Origin of the sequence: Methanoculleus sp. UBA413 (assembly GCF_002502935.1) — an archaeon.
GTDB lineage: Archaea > Halobacteriota > Methanomicrobia > Methanomicrobiales > Methanoculleaceae > Methanoculleus > Methanoculleus bourgensis.
On sequence record NZ_DAQR01000092.1, the window covers coordinates 465 to 19,136 of the forward strand.

26 protein-coding genes and 1 other RNA gene are annotated in these 18,672 nt (G+C 62.2%); 15 read left to right on the plus strand and 12 right to left on the minus strand.

Annotated elements, in window-relative coordinates; genetic code table 11:
• Positions 1-62: 62 nt before the first annotated feature.
• The 4 genes from BP858_RS07295 to BP858_RS07310 all read right to left on the minus strand — a co-directional run bounded on the left by BP858_RS07295 (position 63) and on the right by BP858_RS07310 (position 1,379).
• Positions 63-299, minus strand: a complete 237-nt coding sequence (locus BP858_RS07295) for a KTSC domain-containing protein (RefSeq protein ID WP_074176036.1) — start codon at positions 297-299, stop codon at positions 63-65.
• A gap of 43 nt (positions 300-342) precedes the next feature.
• On the minus strand, positions 343-555 hold the full coding sequence (locus BP858_RS07300) for a KTSC domain-containing protein (protein WP_074176035.1): 213 nt from the start codon (positions 553-555) through the stop codon (positions 343-345).
• Between the two features lie 106 nt (positions 556-661).
• Entirely contained in the window at positions 662-1,066 is a 405-nt protein-coding gene (locus tag BP858_RS07305) for a HEPN domain-containing protein (RefSeq protein ID WP_074176034.1), read from the minus strand.
• Positions 1,059-1,379, minus strand: a complete 321-nt coding sequence (locus tag BP858_RS07310) for a nucleotidyltransferase domain-containing protein (protein ID WP_074176033.1) — start codon at positions 1,377-1,379, stop codon at positions 1,059-1,061. The genes BP858_RS07305 and BP858_RS07310 overlap by 8 nt, the downstream gene beginning before the upstream one ends.
• A gap of 244 nt (positions 1,380-1,623) precedes the next feature.
• On the opposite strand from BP858_RS07310, the gene BP858_RS07315 reads away from it, so the two are divergent.
• The 3 genes from BP858_RS07315 to BP858_RS07325 all read left to right on the plus strand — a co-directional run bounded on the left by BP858_RS07315 (position 1,624) and on the right by BP858_RS07325 (position 3,780).
• The gene (locus tag BP858_RS07315) at positions 1,624-1,905 is read left to right on the plus strand and encodes a DUF5661 family protein (protein ID WP_014868476.1); all 282 of its coding nucleotides are present in this window, start codon (positions 1,624-1,626) and stop codon (positions 1,903-1,905) included.
• Between the two features lie 246 nt (positions 1,906-2,151).
• Complete coding sequence (locus tag BP858_RS07320) at positions 2,152-3,327, plus strand: DUF333 domain-containing protein (protein ID WP_074176032.1); 1,176 nt, start codon at positions 2,152-2,154, stop codon at positions 3,325-3,327.
• Between the two features lie 135 nt (positions 3,328-3,462).
• On the plus strand, positions 3,463-3,780 hold the full coding sequence (locus BP858_RS07325) for a HEAT repeat domain-containing protein (RefSeq protein WP_074176031.1): 318 nt from the start codon (positions 3,463-3,465) through the stop codon (positions 3,778-3,780).
• Between the two features lie 7 nt (positions 3,781-3,787).
• Here the strand turns inward: BP858_RS07325 and BP858_RS07330 are convergent, their stop codons facing one another.
• A complete protein-coding gene (locus tag BP858_RS07330; protein WP_074176030.1) occupies positions 3,788-4,795 on the minus strand; it encodes a DUF3821 domain-containing protein in 1,008 nt (335 codons plus the stop codon).
• Positions 4,796-5,014: 219 nt separating this feature from the next.
• Between BP858_RS07330 and BP858_RS07335 the strand changes: the two genes are divergently transcribed.
• The 4 genes from BP858_RS07335 (at position 5,015) to BP858_RS07350 (ending at position 8,927) form a co-directional block, all read left to right on the plus strand.
• Positions 5,015-6,523 carry an SLC13 family permease gene (locus tag BP858_RS07335; protein ID WP_062266219.1) on the plus strand — a complete coding sequence of 503 codons (1,509 nt, stop codon included), beginning with the start codon at positions 5,015-5,017 and terminating at the stop codon, positions 6,521-6,523.
• A gap of 45 nt (positions 6,524-6,568) precedes the next feature.
• Positions 6,569-7,924, plus strand: coding sequence for a coenzyme F390 synthetase (ftsA, locus tag BP858_RS07340; RefSeq protein ID WP_214166383.1), 1,356 nt, complete (start codon positions 6,569-6,571; stop codon positions 7,922-7,924).
• A gap of 136 nt (positions 7,925-8,060) precedes the next feature.
• Entirely contained in the window at positions 8,061-8,219 is a 159-nt protein-coding gene (locus BP858_RS07345) for a hypothetical protein (protein ID WP_286879199.1), read from the plus strand.
• Between the two features lie 63 nt (positions 8,220-8,282).
• Entirely contained in the window at positions 8,283-8,927 is a 645-nt protein-coding gene (locus BP858_RS07350; RefSeq protein WP_014868470.1) for a hypothetical protein, read from the plus strand.
• Between the two features lie 559 nt (positions 8,928-9,486).
• Here BP858_RS07350 and BP858_RS07355 read toward each other — a convergent pair.
• Positions 9,487-10,044, minus strand: coding sequence for a hypothetical protein (locus BP858_RS07355; protein WP_048104942.1), 558 nt, complete (start codon positions 10,042-10,044; stop codon positions 9,487-9,489).
• Positions 10,045-10,146: 102 nt separating this feature from the next.
• Between BP858_RS07355 and BP858_RS07360 the strand changes: the two genes are divergently transcribed.
• The 3 genes from BP858_RS07360 (at position 10,147) to BP858_RS07370 (ending at position 11,511) form a co-directional block, all read left to right on the plus strand.
• Positions 10,147-10,428 (plus strand): glutaredoxin family protein, encoded by a 282-nt coding sequence (locus BP858_RS07360; RefSeq protein WP_048104940.1) that lies wholly within the window; start codon positions 10,147-10,149, stop codon positions 10,426-10,428.
• The gene (locus BP858_RS07365) at positions 10,421-10,933 is read left to right on the plus strand and encodes a ferredoxin-thioredoxin reductase catalytic domain-containing protein (RefSeq protein ID WP_074176026.1); all 513 of its coding nucleotides are present in this window, start codon (positions 10,421-10,423) and stop codon (positions 10,931-10,933) included. The genes BP858_RS07360 and BP858_RS07365 overlap by 8 nt, the downstream gene beginning before the upstream one ends.
• A gap of 383 nt (positions 10,934-11,316) precedes the next feature.
• Positions 11,317-11,511, plus strand: coding sequence for a hypothetical protein (locus tag BP858_RS07370; protein WP_281767045.1), 195 nt, complete (start codon positions 11,317-11,319; stop codon positions 11,509-11,511).
• A 1-nt stretch (position 11,512) separates the two neighbouring features.
• Here the strand turns inward: BP858_RS07370 and BP858_RS07375 are convergent, their stop codons facing one another.
• Positions 11,513-11,878 (minus strand): hypothetical protein, encoded by a 366-nt coding sequence (locus BP858_RS07375; RefSeq protein WP_014868465.1) that lies wholly within the window; start codon positions 11,876-11,878, stop codon positions 11,513-11,515.
• 70 nt (positions 11,879-11,948) lie between these two features.
• Here BP858_RS07375 and BP858_RS07380 point away from each other — a divergent pair, with 70 nt between their 5' ends.
• A complete protein-coding gene (locus BP858_RS07380) occupies positions 11,949-12,182 on the plus strand; it encodes a winged helix-turn-helix domain-containing protein (protein WP_014868464.1) in 234 nt (77 codons plus the stop codon).
• Positions 12,179-12,496 (plus strand): transcriptional regulator, encoded by a 318-nt coding sequence (locus BP858_RS07385; protein WP_014868463.1) that lies wholly within the window; start codon positions 12,179-12,181, stop codon positions 12,494-12,496. Before BP858_RS07380 ends, BP858_RS07385 begins: the two co-directional genes overlap by 4 nt.
• A gap of 9 nt (positions 12,497-12,505) precedes the next feature.
• Here the strand turns inward: BP858_RS07385 and BP858_RS07390 are convergent, their stop codons facing one another.
• Positions 12,506-14,182, minus strand: coding sequence for a phospholipase D-like domain-containing protein (locus BP858_RS07390; protein ID WP_286879200.1), 1,677 nt, complete (start codon positions 14,180-14,182; stop codon positions 12,506-12,508).
• Between the two features lie 40 nt (positions 14,183-14,222).
• Between BP858_RS07390 and BP858_RS07395 the strand changes: the two genes are divergently transcribed.
• The 3 genes from BP858_RS07395 to BP858_RS07405 are packed head-to-tail and all read left to right on the plus strand — an operon-like array spanning position 14,223 to position 15,291.
• Positions 14,223-14,825, plus strand: coding sequence for a uridylate kinase (locus BP858_RS07395; protein WP_214166386.1), 603 nt, complete (start codon positions 14,223-14,225; stop codon positions 14,823-14,825).
• A 43-nt stretch (positions 14,826-14,868) separates the two neighbouring features.
• Positions 14,869-15,033: a zinc finger domain-containing protein gene (locus tag BP858_RS07400; RefSeq protein ID WP_082070476.1), complete on the plus strand. Its 165-nt coding sequence runs from the start codon at positions 14,869-14,871 to the stop codon at positions 15,031-15,033.
• 3 nt (positions 15,034-15,036) lie between these two features.
• Positions 15,037-15,291 carry an elongation factor 1-beta gene (locus BP858_RS07405; protein WP_074176021.1) on the plus strand — a complete coding sequence of 85 codons (255 nt, stop codon included), beginning with the start codon at positions 15,037-15,039 and terminating at the stop codon, positions 15,289-15,291.
• A 27-nt stretch (positions 15,292-15,318) separates the two neighbouring features.
• On the opposite strand, the gene BP858_RS07410 is transcribed toward BP858_RS07405, so the two are convergent.
• The 4 genes from BP858_RS07410 to BP858_RS07425 all read right to left on the minus strand — a co-directional run bounded on the left by BP858_RS07410 (position 15,319) and on the right by BP858_RS07425 (position 18,668).
• Positions 15,319-16,272, minus strand: a complete 954-nt coding sequence (locus BP858_RS07410; RefSeq protein ID WP_074176020.1) for a malate dehydrogenase — start codon at positions 16,270-16,272, stop codon at positions 15,319-15,321.
• Between the two features lie 11 nt (positions 16,273-16,283).
• Positions 16,284-16,594: signal recognition particle sRNA (gene ffs / locus BP858_RS07415), an RNA gene on the minus strand.
• Positions 16,595-16,606: 12 nt separating this feature from the next.
• Positions 16,607-17,632, minus strand: a complete 1,026-nt coding sequence (locus BP858_RS07420; RefSeq protein WP_014868458.1) for a hypothetical protein — start codon at positions 17,630-17,632, stop codon at positions 16,607-16,609.
• Between the two features lie 34 nt (positions 17,633-17,666).
• Positions 17,667-18,668, minus strand: a complete 1,002-nt coding sequence (locus tag BP858_RS07425; RefSeq protein ID WP_014868457.1) for an AI-2E family transporter — start codon at positions 18,666-18,668, stop codon at positions 17,667-17,669.
• Positions 18,669-18,672: the final 4 nt, after the last annotated feature.

The following is an 18,672-nucleotide window of genomic DNA, read 5'->3' on the forward strand; positions in this document are numbered from 1 at the left end:
TTCGCGCGAGGTGGCGATCGCTCCCACGCATCAGGACCCGCAACATAAGGTGAAACGGTCCACTAGACGTCCTCCCCCACCGCCATGCAGGGATACTTCTCCCGCGGATACCTGCCCTGGATGGAGTCGCGGACGAACCGTTCCCGGGACGGGGCCGCGATGAGGTTCTCGTAGACCTCTTTTTTGATGCCGGCGTAGCGGTAGGCGTCTCCGCTCTCGCAGATGACGAGCAGCGCTTTCGTTGTGGGGTCATAGCCGATGGACCTGATGCCGGTGGATCTCGCTCTCTGTTGAGACATGGGCGGGCCTTTGGTCGGCGGTGATGATAGCGGTTGCGGCCGGTCACCGGATCTTTTCGTAGTGGTAGCGTAACCTGACGAACTCCCCGAAATACCGGCCCTTCGACCGGGCCGCAAGCAGTCCTTCGTAGACGTCGCGCGGCACCCCGATATACTGGTAGACCCCGCCACTCAGGAACTCAACCTCCAGAACCTCTTCTTCCGGGTCATAGCCGAGAGATTTGATGCTGGTGGACTCAACGATCTGGCGCTGCATGGCCGGGGGTGGAGGGGGTGAGGAGGGATAAGGGTTGCGGGGGGATCGGGGGTTTCGGCACGACGGAGATGAATCCGGGCCACAAACGCCGGATTGAAAACTCCGGTCACTCCGATGAGGGGAAGGTGAGCAGTCGTATTTTTTCTCTGATCTCCTCAAGAAACCGTTCCGCATCGTCGACAACGGCCTGTACTTCTTCGATCAGGAGCACCCGTGAGATCGAGTAGTCGACCTCTTCCCGGAGTTCTTCTGCGATGCGAAGCACCTTGCCGAACTCTGGATCGATGAAACCGGTCTGGACAAATTCCGAGCCGAACGTGGCGATTAGACCACGATGTGTCCTGACGGTGATACCACGGGTGAGAAGCAGTGCTGTTGCCGCGAAAAACATGGAGTAATACGCACGATTCGCGGAATCCTCGCAAAAACCTTTTTCCAGCAGATACCTGGCAGCTACGAGTCTCTGCTCTGCCTTCCTGAGCAACTCGTAAACTGCCTCCTTCTCATCCAACCTGGGCACCTTCAGCCATTACTGCCTTTAAAAACGGCGAGTTTCGTCCCCTTTCTACATCATCGCGGGAGAGCACCTTGACCGAGAGGTTTACGCCCGTTTCCAGCAGGATATCGTAGGCGAGTCCGATCAGGTTCCGCCTCAGGTGGTAGTCCTCCTCGCTGGTGATCACCAGCAGGTCAACGTCCGATGCCACCGTCGCCTCGCCGCGTGCCGTCGAGCCGAAGAGGATCACCTCTTCAATGCGGTCGCCCCACAGATGGGCGACCCTCGCAAGGAATGTGTTGAGCGCGGTGCGGAACGAAGGGTGCATGCGTATCAGTCCAGTATCATACCTGCTGGATAATAGTTATTCCGCACCATCCCGTCCTATACCACTGCGGTGAAAACTGCAAACGCTGCGAGCGCAAGGAGCGCGAGAACCATAAGCACCCCGATCGTCCAGGTGTTCATGAAGTGTATGTCTGGGAGATGGGGGTTTGGATCACCTACGCATCCCGGGCCTCCGTCAGGCTCATATCTATCCTCGTCTATCTCACTTCCTTGAGGAGTTCTGTATGGTACGGACACACGTAACCCCTGGAGAAGCAAAAGCGATGGGCGAGCAGCTCGGTATCACCTGGGAGGAGTTCGATGTCGAACAGTTCAGGCGCGGCATGGTCGTGGAACTCGAGCACGGCCTCCATGACCCGGTGACGAACGTCACCGACGACGACCTTCTCCTGACGGCGAAGATTGCGCTTGCACACCTCAATGAGTTCCCTGATTACTACGACCGGCTCGAGGAGATGGAAGAGGAGGCAGAGGCCTACTGGGCGGAGCGGAAGGCGCGGAGCTGACTGCCCGCCGGCAGCCATCACGGCTGCCACGAGTGGATCACTGCATCTCATATTCCACACCCCCTTCGCGAACTTCCGCGTGAGCGATTATGAGCTGCCCCAGAGCACGAGGAGACGGCCGGCCGCACACTCTTCCCGCCAGCGCATCGGCCGGCGGATCGGCCTCATAAACGCATAGGTCCGAATTATTTCGCAGTTAAAGCAATCTACTTACCTGCCGCGGAGGAATATCTCGTGTTGATACGTATGGCAGGATATCCAAACTATCTGGTCATTGTCCTTGCCCTCATCGGGGCGGTCATCGCGTGCGGGTGCATGGCTGCCGGTGGGGATGAGACGCCCGCTGACCGTATATCCGGGAACGGTACGGTCACCTACATCGATCTTGAAGGCGGGTTCTATGGCATCGTCGCCGACGATGGGGAGCGGTACCTCCCCGCCGACCTCCCGGCAGAGTACCGGATCGACGGTCTCCGGGTGCAGTTTACTGCTGACGTCGCGCGTGACACCGCGACCATCCAGCAGTGGGGGACGCCGGTCGATATCGTGAGCGTGGAGAAGGGCGATACCCGCCGCACGGTTGCGGCGAACGGCACAGTCACCTACATCGACCTTGAGGGCGGATTCTATGGCATCGTCGCGGAAGACGGCATGAACTACCTCCCCGCCGACCTCCCGGCGGAGTACCAGATCGACGGTCTCCGGGTGCAGTTCAGTGCCGATCTTGAAGAAGACGTTGCAGGGTTCCAGATGTGGGGAACACCGGTGAAGATTCGGACTATCGAGCCCATCGGCGGGGTCCGGCTCGTCGCCGGGAACGGGACGGTCACCTACATCGACCTTGAAGGTGGATTCTATGGCATCATCGCCGATGACGGGGAGGCTTACCTCCCGCTCGGCCTGAACGAGACCTGGCTGGTTGACGGCAAGAACGTGACGTTCGTTGCACGAGTGATGGAGGACGTCATGACCTATCAGATGTGGGGGACGCCGGTCGAGGTCATCGCCATCGATACGGCAGGGAACGCGACGTTCGTCGCGGCAAATGGGACGGTCACTTATATCGACCTTGAGGGTGGGTTCTACGGCATCATCGCAGACGACGGAGGCCGCTACCTCCCGCTCGGGCTTGAAGACCGTTACCGCGTCGACGGGATGCGGATCACCTTCGCCGGAGAGGTCGCGCGCGACGCCGTCACCATCCAGCAGTGGGGAGTCCCGGTGGAGATCCTTGATATTCCGTGGGCCTGTTCCCGGTGCGGCGGCAGTGTCGGTATCGCCAACCCGGCCGCGGTCTGGTGCACGGAGCAGGGGCACACCTACGAAATCCGGAAGAACCCCGACGGCAGCGAGTACGGTGTCTGTATCTTTGCAAACGGCACCGTGGTCGATGCGTGGGACTACTACAGGCAGACCCACTAACACTCTTTTTCTGGAAGACCGGAGTCCCGGTATACAACCGATCGCTTTTCCCTCCCGGGCGCCAAGAGCAGTATAGGCACCAATCGTGCCGGGAATGGATCTCATGGACAACGAACGGGAGAACGAGGTGCAAGTATGAAGAACAATACCGCTATTGCCGACCATATCAGGGTACTCCGCGACGGAGAGAGCGCCGACCGGATGGTGGCGGCGGAGGCCCTCGCCGCGTTCGGCCCGGCCGCCCTCCCGGCACTTACAGAAGCGCTCGGTGATGCCGACCCCCGCCTCCGGATGTGGGCGGCCTACACACTCGGGATGCTCAGGGATCCCCGGGCGATCCCAGCGCTCACCCGGGCGCTCGATGACGGCGACCCTGGTGTCGCGAAGTGGGCTACCGCCGCCCTCCACCGGATCAGGGGTGCGGCCGGGGGCTGCGGCTGCCGGTTCTGCTAAGTTCTCTTCACCGGCGCCTACCGATGAGGATGACAACGAGACCGAGCGCCGCTATGGCTGCCCAGACCGGGAGCGGTGTTGCGGTCGGCGTGGTCGCCGGCGGCACCGTGGTCGGTGTGGCTGTCTCTGTTGCCGGTACAGTGGTGGCCGGGGTTGTGGGTGCCGCGGTCGTCGGCGGTGTGGTTACCGTTGGCGTGGGTGTCGGGGTCGCGGTCGGGGTAGGTGTCGGCGTCCCGGTCTCGATCCCCACGCGTTTTCCGACCGTGAACGTCACCGGTTCGGAGTCGGGAGCGTAGGCGTCGAACGCTGCCGGCTCACTCCACTCTGCCCTGACCGTGTAGGTCCCCACCTCGCGGAGGTCGGAGAGCGCTATCGGGCCGGGCCTGCCGGGGTCGTCGGTGTAGAACTGTGTCGAACTCACGTTGAGCCCGGCGAGGTTCATCCCGCCGATGGCGGTGGTCTCTGCGCCACCCGGGTGGGTGACCACGATATCGACCGTCGCCGGGTAGACGCCGCTGGCGGTGTAGAAGGCACCGACGTCGGGGCACGCTATCTTAAACGCGATTCTTGTGTTCTCAGAGACGGAGAGCCCGTCCAGGCGCTCGTTGTGGTAGGGGCTTGCGAGCACCACATCGAGGTAAATCTTCGGCTCCCTGATCATCACCTGCCCAGTTACGCCGTCTTCGGGGCTGAAGGTGTAATAGGTCCCGTAATCCCCGTCCACGAGCAGGTCCTGGACCTCAAAGTTGGTGTCGTCGGTGACCGCGATACTCTTTATGAGCGATTTGTCGGGGTTGTCATCCTGGTACTTCCGGAGCGCCGTGATCGGGTTATCTGTGGTTGCGTTGCGGAGTTGCGTGAGGTTCAGCCCCTCCTCGTAGATGAAGATCGTGTCGTAGGGCTGGATATCGTTGATGGCCGGGCCGCGGGCCGTTGCCTGCCCCACGCAGAGGGCGAGAATACAGACGGCGAGGAGGATGGGGAGACCTCGCCTGAGGATCCTGTCTGATGTCATGATATCCCATGTGCCGATTCGGCTATATATGTTGGTGCCGCGCCTCCGGGCCTGCCACCTGCGCGTGGTGCCGCTCCATCCTTCTCCCCGGCCGGGTGCAGGAGACCTCGTTGAAGAAAACCGATTGGCCCAAAACAATCGGATTTCCATTATATCCCGTCAAATCTGGTGAAATTCCAATTCCGCATCCTTAAATAATCCTCTCTCCCAGGTTTTAGGATGAAAAAGGTCGCCTCCATCCTAGCGGCATTCCTCGTCTTCTTCGCGATCCTGGCGATCCCTATCGATCCCGCCCTCCTCGCCCCCGAAGCAAAATCGGTTGCGGCAGTGACTATCCTCATGATCCTGCTCTGGGTTACGGGCGCGATTCCCCTGGAGGCGACCGCTCTGCTCCCGCTGATCCTCTTCCCGGTCCTTGGTGTCCTCTCCCCGGCTGAGGTGGCGGCATCCTATGGGGACCAGGTCATCTTCCTCTTCCTCGGCGGGTTCATCATCGCCATGGCGATGCAGCGATGGGGGCTGCACCGGCGCATAGCCCTGCATATCATCCGTGTTACGGGGACGAGCCCCAGGCGGCTGGTGCTCGGGTTCATGGTCGCCACAGCGTTCCTCTCGATGTGGATCTCAAACACCGCTACGGCCATGATGATGATCCCGATCGCTGTCGCGATCATCCTGACGATCATCCCCCGGACGAATAAGGAGCTTGAGAACCTCAACGGAGAGGAGCAGGCGCTTGCAAAATGCCTGATAATATCCATCCCCTACGCCGCGAGCATCGGGGGCATCGCCACGATCATCGGCACACCCCCAAACGGTATATTCCTCGCCCAGCTCGAGACCCTCTTTCCCGGCGCCCCCCCCATCGACTTCTTCACCTGGATGAAGTTCGGTGTCCCGTTCGCGGCCGTATTCCTCCTCCTCGCCTGGGTCTGGCTGACCCATGTCCCCTACCGCCGGATGCTGCAGAGTCTTCCTCACGCCCGGGGGATCATCCATGACGAACTGGAGAAGCTGGGGCCAATCTCCGTGGGCGAACGCTGGACGCTTGCCGTCTTTGTCATGACAGCCCTTGCCTGGATCTTCGCAAAGACCAAGGTGATCGGCAGTGTCACCATACCCGGCCTTGATATGATCTTTCCCGGCATCCACGACTCCACCATCGCGATCTTCGGGGCGTTCCTCCTCTTTATCCTCCCTGTCGACCGGAAGGAGGGCATCTTCACCATGGACTGGGAGTGGGCGGTGAAGATCCCCTGGGGTATCCTGATCCTCTTCGGCGGGGGCATCGCACTCTCAAACGGCTTCATCCAGAGCGGGCTTGCCGCGAGCATCGTCCAGTCCCTGACTATCATCCACGGGCTCCCGATCATCCTCCTCATCCTCGTGGTGGCGCTGGTGGTCTCGTTTGCGACGGAGATCGCCTCGAACACCGCGATGGCAGCCGTCCTGATGCCGATTATGGCGGTCACGGCCGTCAGTATAGGCTTAAATCCGATCATCCTGATGATGACCGTCGCGGTCTGCTCGTCGATGGCCTTCATGCTCCCGGTCGCGACCCCGCCAAACGCCGTCGCCTACGGGAGCGGCTACGTCACTTCTGAGGACCTCATCCGGTCAGGCTGGGTGCTCGACCTCATCGGCGTTGCGCTCTGGACGATCTTTCTCTTCACGGTTGTCCTCTGGGCGCTTGGGATCACCTTCGAGCTCCCCGCCTGGGCGCTCTGAGCCACCACCGGCACCTATTTTATCTCACGGGTGGATTCCGGCTGGATGGCGATGAACCGGTACCACAACCAGGCAGTGGAGACGCTTGCCCGCCCGGATCTCGACGCGCTCATCGACGAGCGGGTCCGCTATACAGTCAGGTACGCAGACGAACACTCCCCCTTCTACCGCCGGTGGTTTGAGCGGCACAACGTCCTCCCGGAGGCGATCCGGGAGCACGAGGACCTCCGCGACCTCCCGATCATCTCGGGCGCCACGATCCGGCGCTACCAGCCCCCGCAGGCAGGGGCGTTCTGCTTCAAGAGTGTCCCCTGGGAAGCGGTCTTCACGATCAACGAGACCTCGGGGACGAGCGGGATCCCGAAGAGTTTTTTCCTCACCTGGGAGGACTGGGAGCGGTATGCCGAGAAGTACGCCCGGCTCTTCGTCTCGCAGGGGTTCGGGCCCGGCGACCGGGTGGTGGTCTGCACCTCCTACGGTATGAACGTCGGTGCGAACACCATGACGCTTGCCGCCCGGGATCTCGGGGTGACGATCATCCCGGAGGGGAAATGCACCTTCCCGGTCAGGGTGATGGCGCATTACCGCCCGACGGCGGTGATCGGGAGCGTCTTTAAGCTCCTCCGGCTCGCCCGTCGGATGGAGGCGGAAGGGTTAGCGCCACGGGATGCCGGCGTTGTGCGACTGGTTGTCGGGGGCGAGAGTTTTGCTCCGGAGTCCAGGCGCTACCTGGAGGAGGTCTGGGGATGCCCGGTCTACAACACCTACGGGAGCACCGAGGGGACGATGTGCGGCGAGTGCGTCCACCAGGCCGGGCTCCACGTCCCCGAGGACCTGGTCCACTTCGACCTCTATGATCCCGGGATGGAGCGGTTCGTCAGGGATGGCGAGACCGGGCGGCTGGTCTATACGACCCTCCTCCCTCCCGGCGGAAAGGCGGGGACGCTTCTCATCAACTACGATACCGAGGATACCTGTTCGGTCGTCTCCCGGGAACGGTGCCGGTGCGGGCGGACGCATATGCGGATCGATTATCCCCGGCGTGAGGCTGAGACGTTCCGGATCGGGGAGGTCCCGCTCACCCGGGTGGACCTGGAAGCGGCGGTCTTTCAGCCCGCGAACATGGTCTCCCTGAACGGGGAGTACGAGGCGTTCATCTACGGCGGCGACGAGACAGGGGAGACCATCCTCCGGGTGAGCATGGAATGCGTCGACCCTGCCCGCGTCGACCCGGCGGCCGTTGAGGAGACGTTCCTTGCCGCTCTCTTCAGGTCGGCCCCGGGTCTTTCGACGGCGTACGAGGACGGAACCCTGCGCATCCTCTGCAACATCACTCCCCCGGGAGGGCTCGAGCTCCACCGGGCACCCGGCCGGCCGAAACGGATCGTGGACCGGCGGTGAGGTTCCGGGCGTCCTGAACGCGGGGGAGGACTGGTTGCCCGGTCTCCAGGACCCTGGGAAGCCTGTACGGTTTTGGGCTGCAAAAGGGGTTAACCTGTACCAGGGGATTGAGGTGACGAAACGAATAATAGGGTGTATGAGAGAGACTCATGCGAGAGCGATGGCCAGAAAGAGGATCTATAACCCCGTCACAGGCAAATACTATGAATTACGGCAAAGATCATCTGTTAACGGGGAGGCAGGGCAGATAAAAGGATTATGGACCTCTAAAAGGAAGACTGAAAAGAAGGCCTAGGGAGGAATTACGATCGCCCAAGATGTCTGGTGCATCGATACGAATGTCCTTGCCCCCTGGGTAATGCACAACAGCGGCGTTTTGACTCTTTTTTGCGATCGATACGGGTTATCTGAAGAGTTCCGGGAGGTCTATCTGGCCAGATATTCGTCGTCGATATCATTCATAGATGAGATTATCTCAAAACGGAACGTAGGCCCGACGTGCGACTTTTACGTCTCTTATCTTGCCCTGAACGAACTTTTTTCTGCAATAAGGGACGAACTGCGAACAATAATTCTTTTCAAAAACGGCCTGCCCATCTCCCGCTGGCGTGATGGGAGGAATTTCCCAGACATCCCTGAAGAGTGCATGGAAGTCATCTATGCGAAGATCCAGGGTACGTTCGACGTATTGTTTGAAAACGGGGCGATTGTACCGCTGTCGGATGAGCCGGAAGAAAGTGGAGATAACTTCTCTGAGATATTCGCGTGGTTGATATTCAGCAATAAGGGGATTGAAACCCAGGATGCGATACTGCTGACAACTGCAATTCTCATCAAGGCAGGGTATTTTGTAACTAAGGATGACAAACTGCGCAGAGAGGTGAGAGATACTCTTAAGCAGAGGTATCACATCGAGCTGATTCAGCCGACATCTGCGTTGAACAGATTAAGAAGCATGAGGAAGAGAGGGAGTTTCTATACAAAACACCTCTCCTGCCGCTGATTAATGATATAACGGCCCGCTTTGGTGGGTCGGTAAACTCCGCGTTAGCCGCCGCGTAACCGGGGGCTGCTCTCTTTTGAACCCCATGATGCGCTTTTCAGGCTGAACCGATGAGGATCACTGTATTGGGTACGGGGGTCTACTCCCTCCGCAAGCCCCCTCCAGGCAGAGGCATCTTGGGACAATCACCGTGGAAAAAGTGTTCTGGGCCCCTATTGGAGCATTTCACCTTAATTTTCCACGGAGAGATCCCTGGTTTGGCGACCGGGAGGCCCCCCCTGCTCTGTTCCATCGTGCCCCGGGCCCGGCTTGTGGGGGGAGGGGGCTCGCCCCCTCCCCTGCCCCCACCCTCGGGGCGATTTCCACCACGGTCCACTGCCCGGGGAATAGATCGCTTTCATGCGTAGAGCCTCTCGCTCTACCCTATAAATTCTCCCGCGCGGCTTTCCGCGCGAAGGACGCGAAGTTCGGTTGCTGGACGGTATAGTCCCCTCCGCGCGAGAGCGCGAGAGACCGGCGATCACGCCAACGCACCCTCAAGTTAAGGTGAAATGGTCCACTACCGTCGCCTCATCAGGTACCCCGCGAGAGCGCAGGCTGCCATGGCCGCCGCCACCGGCAGGGCGGGTCCCGCCGCGGTCGGGGTGGGCGATGTTGCTGGCACCGTTGTCGTCACCGGTGTTGTGGTGACCGGTGGTGCCGTCGTTGCCGTGGTGGCGGGTGCCGCTTCGCTGACCGTGAAGGTGGTGCTCGCGGTGGCATCGCCCTCGACCCACTCCACGGCCACGGTGTACTCGCCCGGCTCAAACCCAGTGGTATTCGCCTCAAACGCCCAGGTATTCGCGGTGGCGTTCCCATCCTGGACAACGACCGTCCCCGAGGTGCCTCCCGCCCCGCCTGGTTCAGACTTATTCGTCGGCGCAAAGCCAACTGGCGTCACCGTGACGGTCAGGTGGTTGCCGGGCGCGATGTTCGTCGTTCCCGATATGATGACCATCTCCCCGGCCGTGACGTTGCCGACCTCATCGATATCCATCTGCTGTGCGGCGGCGGTGCCGCAGGACCCTGCTGCGAGCAGAAGCACGACCGCGAGCCCTACAATTCTTACGGTGTTCAATGGTTCACCTCCATATCGCACCCTTTCTACCTGTCCCCGGTTGAAAAACGTATCCGATCCCCGGCCGCAAGGATTAAGTGGAGTCCCAGAATCTCTGGTGACATGGAACTTGTGCACGTGCCCGGCGAGAACCGCGGCAGGATCATGCTCTACGCCCTGAGCACCTGCGGCTGGTGCGCCCGGACAAAAGACCTCCTCACGAACCTCGGCGTCGAATTCTCCTACCTCTACGTCGACCTCCTTCAGGGCGAGGAGCGGGACCGGGTCGTACGGGAGGTCGAACGGTGGAACCCCAGGCTCTCGTTCCCGACGGTGGTCATCAACGATGCGAAGGTAGTCGTGGGCTACCAGGAGAGCGAGATCAGGGAGGCCCTCAATGCCTGACGGGGTGAGCGGTGAGGACGTCGACCGCCTCATGCGTGAACTCGATCGCGAGGCTGAGGCCGGCGGCTACCACACGAACCCGGACCGGGAGTTCACCCGGCGCCTTGTCCGGGGCTTGCTTGTGAACCGGGAGCGCTACGGCTACATCTCCTGCCCCTGCCGGCTCGCGTCCGGGAACCGGGCAGACGACCTTGATATCATCTGCCCCTGCGACTACCGGGACCCTGACCTTACCGACTATGGCGCCTGCTACTGCGCCCTCTACGTCACCGCAGACGTCAGTGCCGGCAGGCGTGCCGCGGAACCCGTGCCGGAACGGAGGCCGCCTCCGGAGGAGCGGCGGCGGCATGACGAGGAGCGGGCGGCGGCCGCCCGGATTCCTGGAGCCCTGACCTACCCGGTCTGGCGCTGCCGTGTCTGCGGCTACCTCTGCGCGCGGGACGAACCGCCTGAGGTCTGCCCGATCTGCCGTGTGCCTAAGGACCGGTTCGAGCGGTTCATGTAAGCCTGAGCAGGACGGGGAACGCAACTGGGATCCCGTTCACCGGATGCCCGGGACCATGAGGGCGGCGCAGGCTGCGAGCCCCTGCCGGTTGTACCGGGGGGGACGACTGCCTCCCCGATCACCGGGGAGCGCCCCTGTTCCCGGATGAAGAAGTCGGCCATGATCACCCCACCGGGCGACGGGATGAAGACCCCGAGGATGGCCATGGAGGGGATCAGCCGGTCGTACATCCCGAGGAGGGCGGGCCGGCCTCGTGCCCCTCCCCTTTCTGCACCATCTCCTTCCCGGTGGGAGGGGGAGATGGGTTTGTTATATCCAAAAAAGCCTGTTGTGACCGGCTGTCGTTCCGGAGGTATCATATAGCGGGCCGATGATTCTCCAGTATGCCGAGAGTGAGGATCAACGACGGAGACCTGCACTCCGGGGCGGGTATTGAGGGGCGCCGGAAGAGGAAACAAAGCGAGGATCCGCCGGCCCAAAAAGAGCAGCCAAAGACTGTGGAGAAGAAGTCTCCCCGGCGGGGACGGCCGGTCTTTGAGGATGTCGAGAGCGATATCTTCTACACGAAGAAGAGGTAAGTCACCCGCGCACCTGGATATCCCTGGGCGAGTTCACCACAACCTCCCGCTTTCCGCGGTAGGTCTCGACCGTGCCGTAGAGCGTCACGCTCGCGTTCTCGTGGAGTTCGAGCGTAGCGACCACGTTCTCCGGCAGAAAGACGGTGGTGCCGTTGACGGTGAGGATGATGTGCCCGCCGCTCGCGGTCTTTCTGATCTCCTCGATGCTCCCCTCGAGGATGACCAGCGTCCCGTCAGGGAGATCCCCGGAGTACCGGGCCGCCACCAGTGGCATCGCGAAGGCGTCGAAGAGGAGATGCGCCGCGAGGATTATCGCAACCACGCATACGAGCACGAAAAGTGCTGTTTTTTCCTGCCGTTCCAGCATAGGTACCCAATGGGTTTTTGGGAATATAACTTCCGTCAATTTGATATGTTAACAGTGTTAACTAATCATCATGGATGAAGTGAATCTCCCCCCATCCTCCCGCAAGATCCTCGGGCTGCTTGAGGATGGGGGCGCCCTGACTCACAAGGAGCTTGTCCGCCTCAGCAACCTGGCGCCCCGGACCGTCCGGTATGCCTTAAAGAGGCTCAAAGACAATGATATGATCGTGGAGAAGTTCAACTTCAGGGATGCGCGGCAAATCCTCTACGAGTACAAAGATTCCCAGATGGTGTCAACACCATGACCGAGCCGCCGTCCTGTGATATCATGCGCTGTGAAACGCTCGCCCGGAGGCTGCTTCCCCGGATGCGTGCCGAGATGGTCTACCGTCTGGTGAGCGAGCGCGGCATCAGCCAGAGCGAGGTCTCAAAGCGCCTCGGGATCAGCAGGGCCGCAGTCTCCCAGTATATGAGCCGGAAACGTGGATTTACCCGGCAGGATTTCCCCGGGGAGCTCAATCTGGTCATTGAGCGGTGGGTCTCCGCCGTCGCCTCCGGTGAAGGAACGATCACCATCTGTGATGTCTGCCGCTCCGCCGATCGTGCCGGAAACCGGTGAGACTCCTGCTCATGTGCGTCCACGTCGGTAGAGGTAGAGCGCCGCAAGTCCGGCCAGTATGCACGCCGCAGCCACTATTTTGAGCCGGTCCACCCCGTAGACGTCCCCGGCCCCACCTGCACACGAGGCCTCCCAATCGTCCAGGAAGACCCTGGTGTAGTAGGCGGCGATATCGGGGTGCTCGATGATCACGCCTGCTTCCCGGTTGAACCCCGGCGAGTTGGCGTTCCAGTTGATGCTGCTGACAAGAACCGCCCGGCCGTCGACGATGACACCCTTGTTATGGATCTTTGCGAGGTTGTTCCCCTCCAGGTCCGCGAGCCTTGCTGCGAGCGGCAGCCCTTCGGCTGCGGCGATCCGGTTGATGAGATCGACCATCTCATCATTGTCGGCGTCGCCCTCGATGTTGAACCAGAATGAGTCGAGGAGCACCTGCACCGTGACACCCCGGCGGGAGGCGTTGATCGCGGCAGCAAGGAAGGGATTTAATTCGTACTTCGTCTGGTTCTTGATGTAGGCCTGCTCGATAGCGATGCTCTCCTCAGCCCCCTCGATCATCCGGGTGATGAGGTGGCTTGTATCGGGAGAGAGTACCGGTGTGACCCGTGCCCCCCCTGTGTGGCAGGGCGCAAACTCCACGGTGTAGGACGGTGTCCAGGGCGTGTGGATCTCGCCCCCCGTCCCCTCAAGTGGGACGATATCCCCGCCGCTGGCGTCGAAGAGGAAGACCTCCCGGAAATAGGCGGCAAGCCCCGGATCTTTTAGGCACGCCCCCCATCCGCGGTTGCCCTGCAGCCCCGGTGCCGGGTAGCCGCCGGGCTTGTAGTTCTCGCTCCCGACGAGAACCGTGTTCCCGTCGACGACCAGGTACTTGGCATGGTCGTAACGGTACTTCGCGTGGCCCACGTCGGTTGTCGTCATCATGAGGACCGGGATGCCGCTCCGGTTGAGGGCGCCCGCGACCGCCCGCTCCTCCGGCGGGATCCCGCCCACCGGTCCCCCTTCGAGGAGGACGGTCACGGCGACGCCCCGCTCGCGGGCGCGGATGAGGCCCTCTGCCATGGCCGGATCGGTGAACTCGTAGACATTCACCAGGATCTCGCGCTCTGCCGACGCGACGGTCGCCCCGAATACCTCATACGCACAGTCGGGAGCGGCAAACGCGGTCACCGCTACGTCCTCGAAGGTCGCGGGCGGGAAGCGGGACTGGCCGATGAAGAGCGGGCGCGGGTCCCAGACGCCGTCCTCCAGGTAGTGGATCTGGCCTTCCCGGGGGTGGACGTCGGCCGGCCAGGCGACCTCCTGGAGAAGCGTGGTCCCCCGGTAGAGGTAGAGTTCGTCGGCCTGATTGGCCATCAGGAGGTTCCCGTTCGGGATCACGTTCGGCACGGTCGGTGTGTGCTCTTCGATCTCGAAGTCGGGCGGGTAGCCGTGGGTCCGCTCGAACGCGGGGCCGTCTCTCGCGACCACCAGCCGCCCGCTGATCTGGGTTCCCGGCGGGAACCGGAACCCGCCTTCACCGTCGGAGACGACGAACCCGTCAAGCACCCCCTCCCCCTCGAGCACCAGGTACTCGTCGGGATCGCGGGGCAGATAGGGGTCCGGGCAGAACTCGGTGATCAGGATGCCATCGGCCATGCCGGCAAGAAGGCAGAGGAGCAGGAGAGCCGCGGCGATCCGGCGCATACACAAGGTTATGTCTTCTCCGGTTTAATAGGGAGGCGATATGACTTCACTCGCATCCCCGCTGGTCGTCAAAGTGGGCGGAAGCCTCTTTGACCGGGTCGCCCCCCTGCTCGATATCTTCCGGGAGGTCGGGCGTCCGGTGCTGATCGTGCCGGGCGGCGGGAAGTTCGCCGACCTTGTCCGGCGCCTCGCCGTCTCCGACACTGCCGGTCACTGGATGGCGATCGCCGGAATGGAGCAGTTCGGGTGGTATATCTCCTCGCACGGCGTCCCGGCGGCCACCGAGATCGCCCTCCCCGCCGGGGTGACGGTCCTCCTGCCCTACTGCGCCCTGCGGGAGGCCGATCCCCTCCCCCATTCCTGGGAGGTCACCTCTGACACCATCGCCGCCTGGGTCGCAAAAGAACTCTCCATCGACCTTCTCCTCCTCAAATCGGTCGACGGCATCCACCGTCACCGGCGACTCATCTCCAGGGTCGAGGATCCCACCCTCACCTGCGAGGAGGTCGACCCCCTCTTCATACCGTTCGTCTTCGAGCACGGCATCAGGGCCAGGGTGGTCAACGGGAGACACGCTGACCGGGTCCGGGGAGCCCTCCGGGAAGAGGCGGTCACCGGGACTCTTGTCGACCCGAGATTTTAATTGATGCGGAGGAGATATGATAGGTAATCTTTGAGGAAAAACGATGACAGCGAGAGACCGATGTACCTCCTGCAACGCCACCCTGGCCGAGACCGGTTGCACCCGGTTCCCGTGCCCGGAGTGTGAGCATGAGATCCAGAGATGCTACCGGTGCAGGGAGCAGAGCATAGCCTATACATGTCCGAATTGCGGGTTCCGGGGGCCATAACCGATGGGAGACGTAGCCATCATCGTGAAGATTATGCCCGAGTCGCCTGACGTCGACCGTGAAGCGCTCAAAAGCGCGATCAGGGCGGCTGTCCCGGTCAATGATATCAGGGAAGAGCCGATCGGGTTCGGCCTCGTGGCACTGAAGGCCGTCGTCGTGGTTCCCGACAAAGCCGGGGCTCCCGACGAGGTTGAGACAGCGCTCCGGAATCTTCAGGATGTCGGAAGCGCCGAGATCATCGAGTCCACACTCGTATAAGTGGACTTATTGATCACTCACTTTTCTCTAGCGGGCCTCTTCCAGCCGCTCCATCACTTCGGTGGTGATCGTGCGGATCTTCTGGACCGACTCCTGGAACCCGGTAACTTCGTCACCCTGGAGCCGTATAGGTACCGGGAAGACACCGTTCCGGTTGAGGCGGGCGGGCACGCCGATACAGACATCGCCGATCCCGTGGACTTCGCTTGTGATGTAACTTGATACGGTGAGGATCCGGTTCTCGTCACCGAGGATCGTCCGCACCAGGGTCGCAATCGCTTCCCCGGGTCCGTAGACCGTAGAGCCCTTATCCTTGATGATCGCCTGGCCGCTTGTGCGGACCGCATCGATCATCTCCTGGACAGGCAGTCCTGAGAACGTGGGCAGGTTGTGGATCTGGATGCCGCCGATCGTCGTCGCCGACCAGAGCGGTACCATGCTCTCGCCGTGCTCGCCGATGATACGGGTATGCACCTCGCTGACGTGGACCCGGAAATACCGGGCGATCAAGGATTTTAGACGCATTGAATCCAGATGCGTCCCGAGGCCGAAGACCTGTCTCGGCTGGAACCCCGAGTACTTCAGGGCGACGGCGGTTATGACGTCGACCGGGTTTGTAACCATGAAGAGAATAGCGTCCGGCGAGCACCTGCCGATGGTTTCGGCAGTCTCGGCGACGATCTTTGCGTTCTCGAGAGCAAGGTCGTTCCGGTCCTGGCCGGGTTTCCGGGGAACCCCCGCTGTGCAGATGATGACATCAGAGTTCTCTGCATCGGCAAGGCGGGTGCTGTACGAGAGCCTGACATGGGTGCCCCGCGCAGCAAATGAATCGGAGAGGTCATGACAGCAGCCCCCGAGAAAATCTTCGCGTCCGGGCCTCCCGACGAGCAGCATCTCGCTGACGTACGGAATCTCGGATACGGTATGGGCCGCGAACATGCCGACGTTCCCTGTAGCCCCGATAATCGTTACCTTTGCCATGGAGATCGCCGTTGGGGACGCGTCTTCGGTCGACCGTGCGCACAAGCATTCACCACTGGACCCCTCCTCCACCCCGCAACCCCATGGGCGCCGAACGTCCACGGTAAGTCTGCTCCCTTCCGGGCCTGAACCGGTACCCGCGGCAAGAGGTCGCCGCCCCCTCCGGGACGTTGATCCCTCTCCGCCGACCTCATGGGACGAGGTTTCTCCGTCGGGATACAGTGGATCCAGCAGGCCGCTATGGCCTTCCTCAGACTTCGCCCCCCGCGTGACGGCGGTTTCGGGTGACAGGTGACGCCGAGCCACCCGGGCTAGTCCCCGTATATAGTGGGTTCTATGGGATAAAAATATCTCCGCCTACCCGGGCCAGCCAGGCCGCGGTGATCAGGCCGACCTTCTCGGCATCCTTCTTCTCGAAGAGGTCGAGGGCGGCGAGGTCGACCCCGGGCAGGAGCACGGCATCGAAGAGCCGGAGGTCACCCTGGTAGACCTCGATTTCCTGTGCGCCGGCGGCGGTGGCGACGAGAACCGGGTCGCGCGCGACCGGGTGGTGCCTGAGGTCGTCATACGACCGGTGGACCGTCACCTCCCCGATATCCAGGAACTCGCGGTTCACCTGGAGGTTGCAGGCAGCCCAGCTGGCGGCCGCGTACCATGCGTCATTGCAGACCACGTGGTGGATACCGGCCCGGGCGGCGGCGAGCCCGAGGGTGCCGGCGCCCGAGCAGGCGTCGACGAACGTCCGGGGCCGGCGCCGCCCGATCTCGCGCTCGAGAGTGAGGATCTTTGCGTTGTGGTCCCGGGGGAACTCGACGTGCAGGGCCGACTGCTGCTTGTAGACGACGACCGGTCCCGCCCGGGTGGGGAAGATGTCGGCCCGGACGTCACACCCCGCAAGCAGGGTATGGGTCGCTGGTTCGGCGTCGGTGTCGGCGATCCCCGGCGTCCCGGCTCCCGCCCTGACGACCCCCCTGACCTCCGGGACCTCGGCGACCAGGCGGCCGGCGGCCCGCTCCCCGACCTTCTTTGAGAGGAGGATGAGTGATCCTGGCGGGAGGTAGGGGGCCAGACGCATCGCAAACCCGGGGTGGATGAGCGGCGTCCCGACGGCGGCGAGCGGTTCGGTCCCGGCGAGGTCGCCCTCGCCGGCCATCACCCGGTAGATATCGGCACAGACTTCATCGATGAACCGCTTCCCGCAGGAAGGGCAGGGTTCTGCCGGGCTGATATCGGGCGGTGGGAGACGTTTGTCGTAGATGAGCCCCATACAGTCGGGGCAGGGGGCGAAGCGTCCTGGGAGGGTCTGGAGGAGTTTGCGGGCGTCCGTGACGCAGTCGTGCCCGCAGACGGGACAGTGCATACCCGAGGGTTGGGGTGCGTGGTATATAGGTGTTTCATGCGGTCTCTTTGGCCTGTTCCATCAGTGCCGCGAGCCAGCGGGTGTCATCAACGGCGGCGAGCACCGCCTTCGCAAAGAGCGTCAGCGGCACAGCGAGGAAGAGCCCCGGGACGCCGAGCACAAGGAGCCAGAAGAAGACCGAGAGGATGATGACGAGCGGGGAGAGTTCGAGTTCCCGTTGCGCCGGGTGTGGGGTGAACCGGGTCCGGGAGAGGTAGTCGATGATCGTGATCCCGGCGGCGACGGCCACTGCGCCGGTGAGCCCGTAACGGAGCCAGGCGAGGCCGATGGGCGGGATCGACGCGATGGGCAGGCCGAGGAATGGTATGTAACTGAAGAGGACGATCAGGATTGCCCAGAGCACCGGCGTATCGATACCCATGAACCAGAGCAGAAGTGCGACCACGGTGCCGGTGACGAGGCTCCCCCGCGTCCTGATGCCGACGTACCTGTTCAGGCTCAGGCAGAACGCGGTAAACTGTCCTTCAAGACCGGCGCCGTTGCCCCCGGGTATGGTGCGGAGTTTCTGCCGGAGCCCGGCGATCTCCAGCAGCATAACGACCGTGACGATGATGGTCACCAGAAAATCGATCGCCAGTTCCGCAAGCCCCGCGATGATGGTCTCAAGAGAGGGGAGGAGAGATGCGTTGCCTGACGAGCCCGGGAGCTGCGCGGCGAGGTCCGTTCCGGTGCCGTCCAGGAGTGTTAGTTGCTCCTTTAAGAGTTCCTGGTAGGCGGGAAGCGCTCTGTCGAGTTGGAGGAGCGAGACGCCGAGGACGGCGAGGAGGAGCAGGCTCACCCCGGCGATGATCCCGACGACGGCGCTCGCCGCTATCCATCGCCGGAGGCCCCGCTGTTCCAGCCAGTAGACGGCCGGAGAGGCAATGACGGAGATGGCAAAGGCTACGAGGACCGGGTTTACCAGCGTGGCGGCAAGGTGCATGCCGGTGACCAGTATGGCGCCGATGACAAGAACGCGGGTGAGCGAGGCAAGCATGAGG